17 protein-coding genes are annotated in these 17,017 nt (G+C 68.1%); 8 read left to right on the top strand and 9 right to left on the bottom strand.

The window, feature by feature from the left end:
* Positions 1-5 precede the first annotated feature (5 nt).
* Positions 6-1,643, top strand: coding sequence for an acyl-CoA dehydrogenase family protein (locus tag QZ853_RS11555; protein ID WP_295573210.1), 1,638 nt, complete (start codon positions 6-8; stop codon positions 1,641-1,643).
* 253 nt (positions 1,644-1,896) lie between these two features.
* Here QZ853_RS11555 and QZ853_RS11560 read toward each other — a convergent pair whose 3' ends face one another.
* The 3 genes from QZ853_RS11560 to QZ853_RS11570 all read right to left on the bottom strand — a co-directional run bounded on the left by QZ853_RS11560 (position 1,897) and on the right by QZ853_RS11570 (position 4,106).
* Positions 1,897-2,307 (bottom strand): hypothetical protein, encoded by a 411-nt coding sequence (locus QZ853_RS11560; RefSeq protein WP_295573212.1) that lies wholly within the window; start codon positions 2,305-2,307, stop codon positions 1,897-1,899.
* 157 nt (positions 2,308-2,464) lie between these two features.
* Positions 2,465-2,806, bottom strand: coding sequence for a hypothetical protein (locus tag QZ853_RS11565; RefSeq protein ID WP_295573215.1), 342 nt, complete (start codon positions 2,804-2,806; stop codon positions 2,465-2,467).
* 124 nt (positions 2,807-2,930) lie between these two features.
* On the bottom strand, positions 2,931-4,106 hold the full coding sequence (locus QZ853_RS11570; RefSeq protein WP_295573217.1) for a thiolase family protein: 1,176 nt from the start codon (positions 4,104-4,106) through the stop codon (positions 2,931-2,933).
* Positions 4,107-4,288: 182 nt separating this feature from the next.
* On the opposite strand from QZ853_RS11570, the gene QZ853_RS11575 reads away from it, so the two are divergent.
* A complete protein-coding gene (locus tag QZ853_RS11575) occupies positions 4,289-7,129 on the top strand; it encodes an autotransporter serine protease (RefSeq protein ID WP_295573220.1) in 2,841 nt (946 codons plus the stop codon).
* 44 nt (positions 7,130-7,173) lie between these two features.
* Here QZ853_RS11575 and QZ853_RS11580 read toward each other — a convergent pair whose 3' ends face one another.
* Positions 7,174-8,271 carry a Glu/Leu/Phe/Val dehydrogenase dimerization domain-containing protein gene (locus tag QZ853_RS11580; RefSeq protein WP_008264553.1) on the bottom strand — a complete coding sequence of 366 codons (1,098 nt, stop codon included), beginning with the start codon at positions 8,269-8,271 and terminating at the stop codon, positions 7,174-7,176.
* A gap of 278 nt (positions 8,272-8,549) precedes the next feature.
* Between QZ853_RS11580 and QZ853_RS11585 the strand changes: the two genes are divergently transcribed.
* Positions 8,550-9,626, top strand: a complete 1,077-nt coding sequence (locus tag QZ853_RS11585) for an HDOD domain-containing protein (RefSeq protein WP_295573494.1) — start codon at positions 8,550-8,552, stop codon at positions 9,624-9,626.
* Positions 9,627-9,629: 3 nt separating this feature from the next.
* On the opposite strand, the gene QZ853_RS11590 is transcribed toward QZ853_RS11585, so the two are convergent.
* The 3 genes from QZ853_RS11590 to QZ853_RS11600 form a co-directional block, all read right to left on the bottom strand.
* Positions 9,630-11,195, bottom strand: a complete 1,566-nt coding sequence (locus QZ853_RS11590; protein ID WP_295573224.1) for a phospholipase D family protein — start codon at positions 11,193-11,195, stop codon at positions 9,630-9,632.
* A gap of 127 nt (positions 11,196-11,322) precedes the next feature.
* On the bottom strand, positions 11,323-12,021 hold the full coding sequence (locus QZ853_RS11595) for an RNA pseudouridine synthase (protein WP_295573227.1): 699 nt from the start codon (positions 12,019-12,021) through the stop codon (positions 11,323-11,325).
* Between the two features lie 46 nt (positions 12,022-12,067).
* Complete coding sequence (locus QZ853_RS11600) at positions 12,068-12,568, bottom strand: M48 family metallopeptidase (RefSeq protein ID WP_295573229.1); 501 nt, start codon at positions 12,566-12,568, stop codon at positions 12,068-12,070.
* 62 nt (positions 12,569-12,630) lie between these two features.
* On the opposite strand from QZ853_RS11600, the gene QZ853_RS11605 reads away from it, so the two are divergent.
* Positions 12,631-13,188 (top strand): DUF2058 domain-containing protein, encoded by a 558-nt coding sequence (locus tag QZ853_RS11605; protein WP_295573232.1) that lies wholly within the window; start codon positions 12,631-12,633, stop codon positions 13,186-13,188.
* A 106-nt stretch (positions 13,189-13,294) separates the two neighbouring features.
* Complete coding sequence (locus tag QZ853_RS11610; RefSeq protein ID WP_058982117.1) at positions 13,295-13,561, top strand: DksA/TraR family C4-type zinc finger protein; 267 nt, start codon at positions 13,295-13,297, stop codon at positions 13,559-13,561.
* Between the two features lie 513 nt (positions 13,562-14,074).
* Here QZ853_RS11610 and QZ853_RS11615 read toward each other — a convergent pair.
* Together QZ853_RS11615 and QZ853_RS11620 are read right to left on the bottom strand one after the other, a co-directional pair.
* Complete coding sequence (locus QZ853_RS11615; protein ID WP_005418176.1) at positions 14,075-14,668, bottom strand: mechanosensitive ion channel family protein; 594 nt, start codon at positions 14,666-14,668, stop codon at positions 14,075-14,077.
* A gap of 35 nt (positions 14,669-14,703) precedes the next feature.
* On the bottom strand, positions 14,704-14,883 hold the full coding sequence (locus QZ853_RS11620; RefSeq protein ID WP_295573236.1) for a hypothetical protein: 180 nt from the start codon (positions 14,881-14,883) through the stop codon (positions 14,704-14,706).
* 126 nt (positions 14,884-15,009) lie between these two features.
* Here QZ853_RS11620 and QZ853_RS11625 point away from each other — a divergent pair, with 126 nt between their 5' ends.
* The 3 genes from QZ853_RS11625 to QZ853_RS11635 are packed head-to-tail and all read left to right on the top strand — an operon-like array spanning position 15,010 to position 17,010.
* Positions 15,010-15,588, top strand: coding sequence for an RNA polymerase sigma factor (locus tag QZ853_RS11625; RefSeq protein ID WP_295573239.1), 579 nt, complete (start codon positions 15,010-15,012; stop codon positions 15,586-15,588).
* The gene (locus QZ853_RS11630; protein WP_295573242.1) at positions 15,585-16,118 is read left to right on the top strand and encodes a hypothetical protein; all 534 of its coding nucleotides are present in this window, start codon (positions 15,585-15,587) and stop codon (positions 16,116-16,118) included. The genes QZ853_RS11625 and QZ853_RS11630 overlap by 4 nt, the downstream gene beginning before the upstream one ends.
* A gap of 10 nt (positions 16,119-16,128) precedes the next feature.
* A complete protein-coding gene (locus QZ853_RS11635) occupies positions 16,129-17,010 on the top strand; it encodes a DUF4097 family beta strand repeat-containing protein (protein ID WP_295573245.1) in 882 nt (293 codons plus the stop codon).
* The last annotated feature ends 7 nt before the right edge of the window (positions 17,011-17,017 follow it).

Raw genomic sequence — 17,017 nt, forward strand, 5'->3', positions numbered from 1 at the left:
AACGGATGAGCGAACCCGGCTCCAGCAGCAACGCCCCCTTCGAAACCCACGTGGTGCTGAACCAGCCGCCGCCCTTCGCCGGCCACCAGTTGTGGACCGATGACGTGGCATTGATGGAGGCAGTGCAGCGCGAAGGCGCCGCCGGTTTCGCGCCACGGCTGGCGGTGTATGGCGCGCTGGCCGGTGACGAGCTGTACCGGCTCGGCTTCGACGCCAACCGCGATCGTCCACGGCTGCGCACGCACGATGCGCAGGGCCATCGCATCGATACCGTCGAGTTCCATCCGGCCTATCACCAGTTGATGGACGCAGCGAAATCGCATGGCGTGGCCGGGCTGTCCTGGCACGAGCCGCAGCCCGGTGCGCACGTCGCGCGTGCTGCCTTGAGCTACCTGCATCACCAGGCCGAGGCCGGCACCAGTTGCCCGCTGACCATGACCCATGCGGCAGTGGCAGTGCTGCGGTCGCAACAGAACCTGGCCGAGTGGGCACGCAAGGCGGCCGCGCCGGTCTATGACCCGCGTGACGTGCCGGTGGCGGACAAGGCCGGCATCACCCTGGGCATGGGCATGACCGAAAAGCAGGGCGGCTCGGATGTGCGCGCCAACAGCACGCGTGCGGAGCCGGTCGATGGCGAGCGCTATCGGCTGGTCGGGCATAAGTGGTTCTTCTCCGCGCCGATGTGCGATGGCTTCCTGGTGCTGGCGCAGGCACCGGGCGGGGTGACCTGCCTGCTGATGCCGCGCCGGCTGGCCGACGGCGACCGCAATGCGTTCCGCTTGATGCGGCTGAAGGACAAGCTCGGCGACTGGGCCAACGCGTCCAGCGAGGTCGAGTTCTGCGGTGCCCAAGCGTGGCGCGTAGGCGACGAGGGCCGCGGCGTGGCCACCATCATCGGCATGGTGATGATGACCCGGCTGGACTGCATGCTGGGTGCGGCGGCGGAAATGCGCATGGCGCTGGCACAGGCCCTGCACCATGCGCGCCACCGTCGCACTTTCGGCAAGCTGCTGGTCGACCACGCGCTGATGGCCAATGTGCTGGCCGACCTGGCGCTGGAGTCGGAGGCGGCCACGGTGCTGGCCATGCGTATCGCGCGCGCGGTGGACCGCGCCGGCGTGGATGCCAACGAAGCGGCACTGGCGCGCCTTGGCACCGCGCTGGGCAAGTACTGGGTGTGCAGGCGCGCGGCTGCGTTCGTCAACGAAGCGCAGGAATGCCTGGGCGGTGCCGGTTACGTGGAGGAGTCGATGCTGCCGAGGCTGTACCGGCAGGCGCCGCTGAATTCGATCTGGGAGGGCAGCGGCAATATCCAGTGCCTGGACGTGCTGCGTGCGCTGGCACGTGAGCCGGAGGCGATGGTGGCGCTGCGCGGTGAGTTGGCCGCGGTGGCCGATCGCGATGCGCGTTATGCAGCGGCGTTGCAGCGTTGGGCAGCGGCGCCGATGCCGGAGGAGTCGCAGGCGCGGCTGTTCTGCGAGCGGACTGCGCTGTTGCTGCAGGCGGCGCTGCTGCTGCGTTCGCGCAGTCCCATGGCGGAGGCGTTCGTGCGCAGCCGGTTGGAGGGCGAGCACGGGTTGGCCTTCGGAACGCTACCGGCGGGGCTGGAGCTGTCGGCGATGCTGGCGCGCGCGCTGCCGTAGAAGATGGCCAACGGCGGCGCCCCCTCGCGGTGGGCGCTGATACGGTTGGATGGGCCGCGCGGGTAGGTTGCGCAGGGGCGCCGTGAATACATCCGCGTGGGCGCGGGTCCGTGCGCAAAATGCCCGCGCGGCCTTGGACACTTTCCGTGAGCGTCCACCACGGAATCAAAAGAAGACGCGAAAAGCAGAAAAGCCGCGGCAGCGTCGCGGCTTTTCCTGCAGCGCCGAGCCCACTCTCGGCTGCCGATAGGGCTTAGTGCCTGGCTTCTTCCTTGGCGGCATTCGCCTTCGCGTCATCGGCGACGTCGCGCGCCTTGTCGGCGACCTTCTGCGCAGCGTTGGCGGTGGCGTCGCTGGCGTGTGCGGCGGCGTCGGTGGCGGCGTCCTTGGCCTGGTCAGCGGCATTGGCGGTGGCGACCGCTGCCTTGTCCAGTGCTCGCTGGGTATCGGCAGCGGCCTGCTCGGAGGCGGCTGCGGTCTTGTCGGCGGCATCGCGGGTGGCGGCGGCGGCCTTGTCCACGGCGTCACGTGCGGCCGCGCCGGCGCTGTCGGCCGCCTGCTGCGCGTCCTGCTTGGCCTGTTCGGCTTCAGGGCCCTTGCAGGCGGCCAGGGCCAGCAGCAGGGAGGCGGCCAGCACAGTGGTGGTGATCGGACGAATCTTCATGGCGGTCTCCGGTACTGCTATGGATGGGGACGCCAGCCTATTCATGCCGTTGTGAAGAGCGGGTCGCGACGCCGGCGTTCCCGCGCAGGCAGCGGCGCAAAGAAAAAGCCGCTGGCGAACCAGCGGCTTTTCCGGAACAGCGTGAAGAAAGAAGTTATTACTTCTTGGCTTCTTCAGCAGCGTCCTTGGCCTTCTCAGCGGTGGCTTCGGCAGCCTTGGCGGCGTCCTTGGCTTCGCCAGCGGCGGCGTCGGTGGCAGCAGCGCCAGCCTGGGCAGCAGCGTCGGTCGAAGCGTCAGCAGCGGTGGCGGCGGTGTCAGCGGCCTGCTGGGCAGCGTCGGCGGTCTGGGCGCCAGCAGCGGCAGCCTGGTCGGCAGCAGCCTGGGCTTCGGTGGCGGCTTCGTTGGCCGAAGCAGCGGCGTCCTGGGCAGCTTCCTGCTTCGAGCAGGCGGCCAGGGCCAGAGCCAGGGACATCGCGACCAGCAGCTTGTTGATGCTCATTGTGTGAATCCTCGTCGTTGGAATTAGGCAACGCGCATGCTGCGCGCCGACAACATGATGACAAGCCAAGATTGGGTGTCAAGCGATCCCGCATTCATTTTTGCGAAATCGTCGTTAAATCTTTTCAAATCAATTCGATGGCGATTGCGGTCGCTTCGCCACCACCGATGCACAGGGTGGCAATGCCGCGCTTGCCACCGCGCGTGCGCAGGGCGTTGACCAGGGTGACCACCAAGCGTGCGCCGGAGGCGCCGATGGGATGGCCCAGCGCGCAGGCACCGCCATTCACGTTGAGCTTCTCGTGCGGGATGCCCAGCTCGCGCATCGGTGCCATGGCGACCACGGCAAAGGCCTCGTTGATTTCGAACAGATCGACCTGGTCCAATGACCAGCCGGTCTTGGCCAGCAGCGTGTGCAGCGCGCCGATCGGGGCGGTGGTGAACCACTCCGGTTCCTGCGAATGGGTGGCATGGCTGACGATGCGCGCCAGCGGGGTGATACCGCGCGCAGCGGCATCTTCTTCGGTCATCAGGACGACCGCGGCGGCGCCGTCGGAAATGCTGGAGGAGCTGGCGGCGGTGACGCTGCCATCCTTCTTGAAGGCCGGACGCAGGGTCGGGATCTTGGCGATGTCCGAGCGGCCCGGCTGCTCGTCGATGGCGACTTCCACCTCGCCCTTGCGGCTGGCGACCTTCACCGCGACGATTTCATCGGCGAACGCGCCATTGGCCTGCGCGGCCTGGGCACGCTTCACCGATTCGATGGCGTAGGCGTCCTGTTCTTCGCGGCTGAACTGGTACTTGTCCACCGCGCACTCGGCGAATTCACCCATCGCCTTGCCGTCGTAGGCATTGACCAGGCCATCGTGGGCCATGTGGTCGACCGCCTGGAAGTTGCCGAAGCGGTTGCCCGTACGCGAGTTTGGAAGCATGTGCGGGGCATTGGACATCGATTCCATGCCGCCGGCCACCACGATGCTGGCCGAACCGGCCTTGATCAGGTCATGGCCGAGCATGATGGTCTTCATGCCCGAGCCGCACACCTTGTTGAGTGTGGTGGCACCGGTCGACAGCGGAATACCGGCGGCGATCGCGGCCTGGCGGGCGGGCGCCTGGCCGAGGTTGGCCGGCAGCACGCAGCCCATCAGGACTTCGGAAACGTCGCTGGCCGGGACACCCGACTGCTCCAGGGCGGCGGCGATGGCGGCCGCACCGAGGGTGGGGGTGGGCACGCCGTTGAACTGGCCGAGGAAGGAGCCGATGGCGGTGCGCTTGGCGGCGGCGATGACAATGTTGGACATGGCAATCTCGTTGATGCGTAAGCAATGTTCGGAAAGGAGACCGCAGGCGTTGGAAGCGCCCCGGTTTCCCGGCAGACTGCGTGGGGGTCGGCCCAAGTATAGAGGGTCGCGGAGGGCCGCCGCTGGGCGCGGCCGCACACCTGCCAGGAACACGGCAGGACAACGTTCATGGGACGGAAACGATGGAACGCAGGATGAGGGTGAAGTCCGCGCTGGCAACGGCACTGGCAGTGGGGTTGACGGCCTGTGGCGGAGGCGGCGGAGGTGGCAGCAATGTGCGCGTCGACCCGCCACCGACCACGCCACCCACCACACCGCCGCCGACCACGCCGCCGCCGGCCAAGCCGCAGGAACCGACCTTCGATGGGCACCTGGCAGTCACCAATGCGCGTGCGGCACAGTCTGCCGGGCTGACCGGGCAGGGCGTGCGCATCGGCATCGTCGATTCCGGCGTGCAACGCAATGCGGTGGCGCTGAATGGGCGGGTGCTGGCCAATTTCAATTACATCGATCCGGCCAGGAACAACCTGCAGGTCGATGACGTGGTCGGGCATGGCACCGCAGTGGCCAGCCTCGCCGCCGGTGCGGCAGTGGGGTCCTGGCCGGGCGGCATCGCGCCAGGCGCGCAGATCGTTTCGGCGCGGATCATTTCCGACAAGGCACCGACCGACGACGGCAGCGGCCAGGGCAATGCCTTCAGCGGCCCGTTGGGCGTGGCCCAAGTCCACCAGGACCTGATCAGCTACAACGTGAAGGTGATGAACAACTCGTGGGGCGGCCTTTACTGGACCGACCTGCCGACCACCGCGCAGGTGGCGGCCGAGTACCGTCCGTTCGTGATCAGCCACGGGGGACTGGTGGTCTTCGCATCAGGCAACGAAAACCGCAGCGAACCGAGCAGCCTGGCCGCGCTGCCCAGCCAGAAGGGCGTGGCCGGCACCCTGCCGGCGGCAGACCTGGAGCGTGGCTGGCTGGTGGCGACCGCGGTGGATCCGTACGCACCGGGTACGCTGGCCAGCTATGCCAATGCCTGCGGCCAGGCCGCGCGCTATTGCCTGGCGGCTCCCGGCAGCGCGGTCTATCCCGATGCCAATGGCGGCAAGTACTACTGGAACTACGGTACGTCGTTCGCTGCACCGCTGGTGTCCGGTGCGGCGGCGCTGGTCTGGCAGCGCTTCCCCTACTTCAACAATGATCTGGTGCGGCAGACCCTGCTGGGTACCGCCAAGGACATCGGCGCGGCCGGCGTGGACCCGGTGTTCGGCTATGGCCTGCTCGACATCGGCCGCGCGGTCAACGGTCCCGGCCGCTTCGACTGGGGCGATGTGGTCGCCAGCGTCGATGTGGCGTCGACCGGTTCGCTGTGGAGCAACAACATCGTCGGCGCGGGTGGTCTGGTCAAGCAGGGTGCCGGCACCCTGGTACTGAGCGGCAACAACAGCTATTCCGGCGCCACCCGCATCGAGCGCGGCATTCTGTCACTGCAGAACGGTGGCGTGATCCGTTCCAACGTAACCATCCTGGGCCAGCCCGATCCGGACTCGACCGGCCTGCAGTTCAACGCGGGCACGCCGCGGGTGATCGGCAACGTGATCAACGGCAGCAGCGTGTTCGTCACCACCGGCAATACCACCGCGACCATCGAGGGCAACTACAACCAACAGGCTGGCGCGCAGCTGATGATCGCCCTCGGTGCCAATCCGCTGCAGGTGACCGGCAACGCAACCCTCGACGGCGGCGTGCGTGTGCACGGCTTCGTCTCCGGCTACGTGCCGCAGAACGGTACCCGCCAGGACCTCATCCACGCGGCTGCCGGGCTGAGCGGCACCTTCAGCACCCCGGCCACCTCCACCGGCCTGCAGGGCCTGTCGCTGCTGCAAAGCAGCTACGGCTACGACAGCAACAATGCCTGGTTGAACCTGACCGCGGTCAGCGTGACTGCCGCCGCCAGTGGCCTGGGTGCTTCCGCGCAGGCGTCCGCGCAGCGCGTGGAGGGGGCGTTCTCGGCGCTGGACAGCAATGCCGGCCTGCAGGGATCGCCGTTCGGTGCGGCTGCTGGCGCACTGCAGTGGACCGGCGGTGGCAACGAAGGCCTGGCCGCCAGCCTGCAGAGCCTGTCTGGGCAGGCGCATGCCCGCGCCGAAGGCGCCACCTTCGACGGCGTCGACATGTCGCGCCGCGCGATTGCCGAGCGCTTCGATCGCGTGCTGACCGCTCCGCGCCTGCGTGGCAGCTGGCAGAGTGCGCTGGGTGAGACCGGGCAGGGCAGCTTCGCCGGCAACAGCGCCGACAGCCGTGGCTGGATGGCCGGCCAGGACCTGCCGCTGGGCAGCAATGGCCTGATGGGCGTGGCGTTCGGCGAGACCCGCAGCAACGGCGGCAGCAGCGTTGGCGGCGATCGCGGTCGTGATCGCCAGGCGCAGGCGCAGCTGTATGCCGGCTGGAACCTGGGGCGTGGCTATGCGCTGGCCCAGCTCGGCAGCGGCCAGTTTACCCGCGCGCTGGATCGCCAGTTGCTGCTGGGGGGCGGCGCCTACGGTGTTTCCGCGCGTTACGGTGGTCGTTTCAGTACCGCCAGCGTTGAAAGTGGCTATCGCTTCGGGCGTGCCGGCGCGTCCTTGACGCCGTACCTGGGTGCCAGCACCACGCGCGTGGACACCGATGCCTTCAGCGAACTGGGTGGATTCGGTTTCGGCCTGCGTGGCGATGCCAACCGCGTACAACGCAGCCAGATGCTGGCCGGCCTGCGTGGTGAACGGGGCTGGGGACGGTGGACCGTGCGCGGGCATGCCGAGTGGCAGCAGCGCCTCGATGGCGCTGATGCGGCCTGGGAGGCCAGCTTCGTCGGCGTCGATGCCTGGGCACCGTTGGTGGGCTGGGATGCGCCGCGTGGCAGTGCGCTGATCGGCCTGGCGCTGGAATCGTGGTGGGGCCGCAATGGCCGCCTGAGCCTGGGCTTCGACCAGCGCATCGGCGGCGAGGGCGCGCGCCAGGCGGCATTGCGCTACAGCGCCGGCTTCTGAGGGATGGTTCGCGCCGGGCGCTGCCCGGCGCGAAAATGGCAGGCTCAGCCGCCGCGCAGGTTGCCCAGGCGCGGGGTGCTGCGGCCCAGCGGCATCTTCAGCTTGCCGATCGACAGGATGCGGCTTTCGGCGATGCGGTCGGCCGCGCGCTGCGGCGCGATGTTCTCGCGCTGCGACAGCTCGAAGATGCGAGTGAGGTTGTGGTAGATGCTACGGATCAGGCGCATCGCACGTTCGCGGTTGTAGCCATCGATCTCCAGCGACACGTTCATCACGCCACCGGCATTGACCGCATAGTCCGGTGCATACAGGATGCCGCGCGCATGCAGTTCGTCGCCGATTTCCAGGCTCGACAGCTGGTTGTTGGCGGTGCCGCAGATGATCTTGGCCTTGATCCGCGGCAGGGTGTCGGCATTGATCGCGCCTTCCAGCGCGCAGGGGGCGAACACGTCGGCGTTCACTTCGTGGATCTCGTCCGGCTTGACCGCTTCGGCGCCGAAATCGCTGACCGCGCGATCGACCAGCGCACTGTCCAGATCGGTGACATACAGCTTGGCGCCGCGGTCACGCAGCAGCTTCACCAGCTCCATGCCGATGTGGCCCAGGCCCTGCACCGCGATGCTCGTCTTGCCCACTTCCTCATGGCCGAACTTGAAGCGCATCGCCGCCATCAGCGCCTGCAACGCACCGTAGGCCGTGAAAGGCGCCGGATCGCCGGAGCCACCGTGGACCTGGTGCACGCCGGTCACGAACTGGCTTTCCAGGTAGATGTTCTCCATGTCGTTGACGTCGGTGCCGACGTCTTCGGCAGTGATGTAGCGCCCGCCCAGCGAATCGACGTAGCGGCCGAAGGCGCGGAACAACACCTCGGTCTTGTCCACCTTCGGGTCGCCGATGATCACTGCCTTGCCGCCGCCCACGTTGAGGCCGGCCAGCGCATTCTTGTAGGTCATCGTCCGGCTCAGCCGCAGCACGTCGGCCAGCGCCTCGTCGGTGCTGGCGTAGGGACGCATGCGCACACCGCCCAGGGCCGGGCCGAGGGTGGTGTTGTGGATGGCGATGATCGCCTTCAGGCCGGCATCGTGGTTGTGGCAGAACACCACCTGTTCGTGGCCGGTGGTGGCGAGGGTTTCGAATAGCATGGCGTCTCCGATGGCGCGAACAGCGGCGAACTGCAGCGAACGGCCAGTGAACGGTAGGGTCCCAAAAACAAAAAAAGCGACGTCGTCGGTGCAGGGTGACGGGTCGCGCGGCGCCATTCTAGTCCATTCCCCCGGTCGCTGCCGTCGACATCGGCGGCCTTCCGGTTAAAGAAGATGAAAGTGCGGCCGATGCTGCGACGACGGCGGGTGGCCGGATTGGCGTGAAGAGGCAGGCAGTCAGTGACGGCAAGGGCACCACAACAACAGAGCGGGCGGCGATGACGCCGGCCTGGTGGCGATCGCTGCGTGGCTGGCTGGCGCGCCTGACCGGGGCGGCTCCGTCACGCCTGGCGGCGGTTTCGCGACAGGCGGTGGCCGCCGCCGCGGCCAGCCTGCAGGGGGAGGCGCTGCCCGCGGGCGAGATCGCGGCCCACCTGCAGCGCGGCCTGCATGCGCTGGCCCTGTACCCGCGTTTGGCCGACGGGCCGGCAGCGGCCGAGGTATCAGCGCTGGGCGAGGCGGTGGCGCGCGCGCTGCAGGACCGCGACTGGGCGGCCCGGCAGCTGCCGCGCCGCCCGCAGCTGCTGCCGCAGCTGATCCAGACGGTGAACGACGATGCGGCTTCGGCGCGGGTGATGGCGGCGATCATCGGCCAGGACCCGGTGCTGACCGGCAACCTGCTGCGCATCGCCAACAGCCCGGCCTACAAGGTGCATGAGCGGCCGGTGGAGAGCCTGCAGCGGGCGGTGACCCTGGTCGGCACCGAAGGGGTGCGCCAGATCATCAGCGCGGTGCTGGTGCAGCCGGTGATGCAGCTGCAGTGCGAGGTGTTCCCGCAGTTCAGCACGATTATCTGGGAGCACGCATTGCTGGCCTCGCGTGCAGCGGCCGATCACGCGCGCACCGTCACCTTCGGCGATGCCTTCGCCGCACAGTGGCTGGGCCTGGTGCAGGGCCTGGGCGCGGCGCTGGTGATGCGCCAGTTGCTGCAGGAAGCGCAGGCGCGCGGTGAAACCGTGGAACCGGCGCTGGCCCTGCAACTGCTCCAGCAATGGTCGTTGCCCTTGGCACAACGCGTGGCTGCGGCCTGGGAGCTGCCCGAACCGGTGCACCAGGCGCTGGCCCCGGAGGCCGAGGGGCCGCTGGCCGACAGCCTGCGCCTGGCCAGCGCCGCCGCAGCGGCCAGCCTGCTGTGCCGGCATGGCCATGCCAGCCAGAACCGCATGCTGGCGCTGCTGGAACAGCTGCCGTCGGCGCCACCGCACGCGTTGCGCTGGATCTGGCGGCGGCTGCACGGGCGCAGCGTGGAAACCCTGGATGAGGCCAGCGCGGACCAGGCTGCGGTGAACCCCTGAGGGTTACAACTGCGATTCCACCGGCAGCCAGCTGATCACCCGTGCAGTCCAGCGCTTGCCGAGGTTGGCACCGGGCTCGGCCTCCACCCAGTGCGGCGGTGGCTGCCGTTCCAGCCAGCGCAGTTCAGTGCTGCGATCCAGGGCCAGCCACCAGCTGTGCGCAGGGCTGGCCAGGCGCAGGTACTCCTGGCGCAGCTGCGCACCCAGCACCGGATCGTCGAACAGCACGCCCATCTCGGTGTTGAGATAGGCCGAGCGGGGGTCGAGGTTGAATGAGCCGACGAAGCCGCGGCGGTCGTCGACCACGAAGGCCTTGGTGTGCAGGCTGGCGCCGCTGCTGCCGAACAGGCTGGTGTCGGGCCGTCCGTGCGCCTTCAGCTCGTACAGCTGCACGCCGGCCTGCAGCAGCGGCACGCGGTAGCCCATGTAGCCGCCATGCACGGCCGCCACATCGTTGGCGGCCAGCGAATTGGTCACCACGCCGACCTGCGCCCCCCGCGCGGCCAGCCTCGACAGCGCCGCCACGCCATCGTCGCCGGGCACGAAATAGGGCGAGATCAGCAGCGCGCTGCGGCGGGTGCTGCGCAGTTCCTCGCTGAGCGTGCTGACCAGCCAGTGGTGGCGATCATCCTTGCGGTGCTTCATCGGCGGGTCGGAGGCGATGAGCACGTCGGCACTCCAGTGCAGCGGCTCCGGGCTGGGCCGCTGCAGCAGGCGCGACGCGGCCACGCGCTGCAGGTAGGGCTGGGCCTTGGCCTGCATCGCATCCAGGTCCGATTGGCGCACCAGTTGCCGCAGCTGAGCGTCGGTATACGATGCCAGTGCGGAGATCGGAATCGCCGCGCTGCTGTTCCAGTAGTCGTCGAAGATCCGGTTGGCCTGCTGTACGGCCGGTCCGGCCACCACCAGGTCCAGGTCCTGGAAGTTCACATCGTCGCGCGCGCTGAAGTATTCCTCGCCGATGTTGCGGCCGCCGACGATGGCGATGCGGCCGTCGGCGATCCAGCTTTTGTTGTGCATGCGGTGGTTCACGCTGAAGGCGCGTTGCACCAGTTCCAGCGTGCGGGCGATGCCACTGCGGTTGCGGAACGGGTTGTACAGGCGGATCTCGATGTTGGGATGTGCATCGAGCGCCATCATCAGCGCGTCCTTGTCCTTGGCGTTCATGTCGTCGAGCAGGATGCGCACGCGCACGCCGCGCTCGGCCGCGTCGTACAGCGCCTTGGCCATCAGGTGGCCGACCAGGTCGTCATGCCAGATGTAGTACTGCAGGTCCAGGCTGCGGCCGGCGTGCGCGGTGATCATCGCGCGCGCGGCGAACGCGTCCATGCCATCACTGAGGAAGGCCACGCCGGACTTGCCCGGATGGGCGTCCTGCAGCGGCACGATCTCCCGGTCGATGCGGGTCTGCGCCGGCTGCAGCGGCAGCACCTGAGAGGGTGCGCCCTGTGCCTGCGGCGTGAGATGGTCGGCCAGCAGCAGGCCGGACATCACCAGCAGCAACAGCGCGGCGAGGACGATTGCAGCGATGCGCAGCAGGCGCCGCCACAGGGGCTTGGGTAGGCTCATGCCCCGATGGTAGATCCACGCCGTGCGTGGAGGAATGTCTGCAGGATCAATCCGGGGCCAGAGCCCTCGCCGCAGGCAATGGATTCAATCCCGGCGGGTGTTACGGGAGGGCGCTGGCCCCGGCGCCTCAGAACCGCTCGTCGCTGCCCAGGTAACGCCACTGTCCCGGCGGCAGCGGTCCCAGCGCCACGCGGCCCACGCGCAGGCGACGCACCGAGGCCACCTGCAGGCCCGCTGCGGTCACCGCCACGCGCAAGCCCTTCGCCGTCAGTCCCTTGCCGGCGAACCGCAGCCGCTGTTCGCTCTGCCAGCTGACCTTGGCGCCGCCGGATTCCTGCTGCAGCCGTGCCATCAGCCACGGCCCACGCTCGGGCCCGCCCTCGGCCACTTCAATCAGATACTCCTGCTCGGTGCGACCCAGGTTGCGCTGCAGGTGGGCCAGCGTGGCCGGGTCCTGGCTGACCACCACCAGGCCGCTGTCGCTGGCCGGAAGCGCAGCGGCCAGCTGCAATCCATGGAAGTGGCGCTGCAGTGGCCGGATATCGCTGGCATCCAACTCGCTGCGGCTGTCACTGCTGACCAGCGCACACAGGGTTTCGGCGGCGACGCCGGCCGGCTTGTGCAGCAGCATGCTGACCCGTTCGGCCTTTTCATCGCTGGCCTGCTCGGCCACTACGATCTTCGCGCTGTCATCGACCGGGCGCTGCGGCTGCTCGACGACCTCGCCGTTGACGGTGACCCAGCCACCCTCGATGTAGCGCCGGGCTTCACCGCGCGGGATGCCGAGCAGGGCGGACAGGCGTTTGTCGAGGCGGATCGGTTCCATGGCAGGCAGGTCGGGCAGGGGCGCGCAGTGTAGCTGCTGCGGGCGGTCAGCGCTGGCTGCGGTTGGCCAGCTCGGTCAGGTACAGGCGGGTATCGAACTCCAGCTGCAGGTAATTCGGCTCCATGTGCTGGCACAGCTGGTAGAAGGCCTTGTTGTGGTCGGCCTCCTTCAGGTGCGCAAGTTCGTGCACCACGATCATGCGCAGGAAGGCCGCGGGGGCCTGGCGGAACACGGTGGCGATGCGGATCTCGCGGCTGGCCTTGAGGCGCCCACCGTGCACGCGGGAAATCGCGGTGTGGGTGCCCAACGCGTGCTTGATCACTTCCAGGGTGTTGTCGTAGCAGACCTTGTTGAGCGGCACTGACTTGCGCAGGTAGCGATCCTTCAGCGCCTGGGTGTAGTCGTACAGCTGGCGGTCGCTGCGTACCTCGTGCGGATCGGGGTAGCGCTGCTGCAACCAGGGGCCTAGCTTGCCCTGCGCCAGCAGTTCGCTGACCTGGGCGACCAGGGGTTCAGGATATCCGGTGAGATACTTCAGGACAGCCATGCAGGGGCGGCGGGGCGTCGGTAGAATGGGGCATCCAAGATTACACGCGGTACGGACCGACCATGGCAAAGCCCAACGCGCTGCAGGAACAATTGCTCAAGGCCGGCCTGGCCAAGAAGTCGCAGGCCAGCGCCGCCGCGAGTGCGCAGGCCAAGGCCCGCCAAGGCAAGGCCGAATCGACTTCCGGCGAGGTCCAGCGCGAAGCTGAACGCGCTCGCGCCGAGAAGGTCGAACGTGACCGCGCGCTGGCCGCCGAGCGCAATGCGCAGGCCCGCCAGGCTGAACAGAAAGCCCAGGCCAAGCAGATCATCAGCGTCCACGCCGTGCCCCACAAGGGCGACGACGAGTACCGGTTCAGTGATGGCGCCGCGATCCGCACCCTGCTGATCGACCCCAAGCTGCGCAAGGCGCTGTCGGTGGGGGTGCTGGTGATCGTCGCCCACGGTGACGGCTATGTCCTGCTGCCGCGCGCCGCCGCGGAGAAGGTGCGCGAACGCACGCCGGAGGCGATTATCGTCGACCACGGCCAGCCGGGCTCGACCGCCGAGATCTCCACCGGCAACGCCGAGGACGACGCCTACTACGCGCAGTTCCAGGTACCCGACGACTTGGTCTGGTAAGGCGCGGCTGAACCGGCGGCTTCGGCCGCCGGGCATGGTCCGGCGCTAGCCTTTGCGGCGCAGTGAATCGTCCCCATATCAGGCGACACACCTGCGGAGGATGGCCATGGCCACCGGTTGGGCGGGAGATGGCGCGGTCCAGGACCAGATCGACGCCACCGTTGATGATGCGATTGCGCGCGCGCGGCGCCAGCTGCGCCAGGGCCCCGGTCTGGAACACTGTGAGGAATGCGATGCGCCGATCCCGTTGGCGCGGCGTCAGGCTGTGCCTGGTGTACGCCTGTGCGTGGCGTGCCAGCAAGCGCGTGACGACGAAGAGCAGGCGCATGCCGGCTACAACCGGCGCGGCAGCAAGGACAGCCAGCTGAGATAAAGGCTTTTTTATTGCAGGGCTGCACCCTGCACCTGCCGAAGCCAGAACCAGCGCAACGTCAAAAGTCGAAGCGGCATTCCGTGGGATGGCGAGGCACTGTGGGTTTGCGGGGACGCCGTAAACCCGTCCATGGGGGCTTGGTCGCCGCATCCATGTGGCTCACACCCCGCAAACCCACAGTGCTCCGGCTTCGACAGATTCCGTGCGCTTTTGGTGGGTGCCGACCATTGGTCGGCACATCTGTCAGTTATCGGATGAATTCATTCGTGCCAACCAAGGTCGACACCCACCAGCGCAATGCGTCGTTCCGACAGCTCGCGGAGAATTATCGAACGCGGGGTGGGTCCGGTTGCGGGAGTGTCCGCGGCATGGATGCCGCGGCCAAGCCCCCAGGGATGGGTTTACGGCGTCTCCCGCAACCGGACCCACCCCGCCATCCCACGGATAATGCTTTTGCCGTTGCCGTTGCTCCAAGCAGGTGCAGGGCTGCAAGCCCTGCAAAGAAAAAGTCCCTCAGCCGTCGCCCTGGATGCCGCCCGGTGCCTGCGCCGGGTCGCGCCAGCGGCGCACCGTGCGCTGGAAGAACAGGTTGTTCGGCAGCTGCAGCACCGTGCCTTCGTGGCCGTCGCCGGTCTCCTGCAGCGTGGTGTAGATCAGGTTCACGTCAATCACCCGGCCCTTCAGGCCCGGTTTCTCGCCGTTTTCCAGTACTTCGATGTAGTCGTGCAGCCGGAACGGGCGGGTGGTGAAGATCAGCAGCGTGCAGAAGATGTTGGACAGCACGCTCCACGCCGCGAAGAACGCGACCGCGCCCACGGCCGCGAAGCCGGTGAACGCGGTCCACAGCACCGAGGGCTTCGCGCCGAGCAGGCTGAGGATGTACAGCAGGGCACTGAAATAGACCACGAAACTGGTGATCCGGCGCGCCCCCATCACCATTTCCGGCGGCAGCGTGTAGTGCTCGGCGAAGCGCCGGATCAGGCGACGGGCGAGCACGCGCAGCAGCCAGGCCACCAGCAGTACCAGCACGATCTGCAGGGCGACGCCTGCGTAGTTCAGCCACGGATGGCTCCAGGCAGGCAGGTGATCCTTCAGCGACAACATCATGGGGCGGCAACAAGGGGCAGTAACGGCCTTCGATGTTACCCGTCGCGTGCCGGGGTTTCGACTGTCGGTGTCCAGGCCAGGCAGACCAGTTCCTGATGGTGCTGCTGCAGGCAGGCACGGCCGTTGTTGGGGCGCAGCTGCAGCGACAGGCCCAGCGCCTGCAGCACGACGCAGGCGGCGATCACCAGCAGGGCGGCGCAGGTTGGGCTGGACATGGCAGGACTCCCGGAATGGGTTTTCGCGAAGGACCTTCCATGGATGCAGCGGCCGTCGAAAAGGTTGCATGCCATCGATCGGCGATCGGCTATAAACCTTTTCCCGGGTCGCCGCATCCAAGCGATATGCTCGACACCACCATGCCCGCGCCGCCTGCCGCCAACGACACCGTCGATGAACCCGCCCTGGTGCGGGCCGCAGCGGCAGGCGATACCGCCGCCTATGAACTGCTGTACCGGCGGCATGCGCCGCGCGTGTTCGCCGTGTTGTGGCGGCTGTGCGGGGGCCAGCAGGCGCGCGCCGAGGATGCGCTGCAGGAAGCCTTCCTGCAGGCCTGGAAGGCGCTGCCGGGATTCCGTTTTGAAAGCAGCCTGTCCACCTGGCTGCATCGGCTGGGTGTGAACGCGGCACTGATGGAACTGCGTGGGCGCGCAGGCAGGCAGGACCACGACAGCCTGGACGATGTCGAGGGAGGCCTGCAGGAGCTGGCCGTGCATGACCGTTGCGCCGGCACCGAGCGCGACCTGGAGCGCGCGTTGTCAACGCTGCCACCACGGGCCCGTGCGGTACTGGTACTGCACGATATCGAAGGCTGGAAACACCAGGAAATCGCCGAGCAGCTGCAGATGGCCGTCGGCAGTTCCAAGGCACAGTTGCATCGTGCGCGCGGTCTGTTGCGTGCACGGCTGGGAGACATGACATGAATACACACGACCACGATTCCGACCCCGAACTGCTGGCACGGCTGCGCGCATTGCCGCGTGAGCGCAGCGTACCCGCCGATGGCTGGTCGCGCCTGTCGGCCCAGCTGCCGCCACGTGAAGCACAGAGCCGGCCTCGGCCAAGCGACAACGTGGTGGCGCTGCCGGTGCGTTCGCGGCGCCGCTGGTGGCTGCCGGTGGGTGCCGCGCTGGCGGCCAGCTTGGCGCTGTATGCGGTGGCGCCGTGGCGCCACGTGCAACTGGGCGCGCCGGCGCCGTCCGCGCTGCAGCTGCAGGCCGCGGCGATGACCGAGCAGTACCAGCAGGCCGTGGCCGCGTTGCCCGATGGACGGGCGCCGGAATGGCAGCCGGCGCTGCACGAACTGGATGAAAGTGCGGCGCAGATCCGTGCCGCGCTGGCGCAGGACCCGCGTGCACCGCACCTGCTTGGCCAGCTCAAGCGTACCTACACGCTGCGGCTGGAACTGACCCGGCAGGCGGCCTATGCCGCCGAGTCCGGCTTGACGACCTGAGGAGCCTCCGATGACCCGAACCCTGATTTCCTGCTGTGTTGCGCTGCTGCTGGCACCGTCGCTGGCACTGGCCGATACCCGAATCGATGAGCGTCACACGCTGGCAGCGGGCGGGCGCATCGAGCTGAGCAACGTAGCCGGCAAGGTGACCGTTCGTGGCTGGGACCGCAACGAGGTGCAGCTGACCGGCACGCTCAGCGACGGCCTGCAGCTGCGCCAGGAGAAGAGCGCCAACCGCGTGCGCTGGGAGATCGAGTACCCGCGCCGCAACAACAACGGCGGCGCCACGCTGGTGCTGAACGTGCCGCGCGCGGTGGAACTGCTGCTGAGTACGGTCAGTGCAAGCCAGGACATCAGCGGCATCGATGTGCGTCGCTTGCAGGCCGATACGGTCAGCGGCAACCTGAGCGCCGTCGGCCGCAGTGCCGACAGCAAGCTCAACACGGTCAGTGGCAGCGTGAGTGCGCGCCTGCAGACGCCGAGGCTGGATGTGAACACGGTCAGTGGCCGGATCGAGGCTGGCGGCGGCGTGTCCGGCGACATCGATGCGCAGACGGTGTCGGGCCGGGTGGAGGTCGATGCGGGTCGCGTGCAGCGGCTGGCGGTGGAGACCGTGTCGGGCAGCATCGATCTCGCAGCGACGGGGCTGGCGCCCGGCGGTCGCATCAACGTCGAGTCGGTCAGTGCGTCGGTCACGCTGAGCCTGCCGCGCGCGGTGTCGGCGCAGCTGTCGGTGAACAGCTTCAGCGGGTCGATCAACAGCGATGCAGGCCAGGTGGAGCGGCCGCGCTATGGCCCGGGCAGCCACCTCGATACGCGGCTGGGCGGCGGCGACGGTGACATCCGCATCCAGTCGCATTCGGGCAGTGTCCGGGTCCGCCTGGACCGCTGAGCAGGGC

The organism is uncultured Stenotrophomonas sp. (assembly GCF_913778665.1).
In the GTDB taxonomy this organism is placed as follows: Bacteria; Pseudomonadota; Gammaproteobacteria; order Xanthomonadales; family Xanthomonadaceae; genus Stenotrophomonas.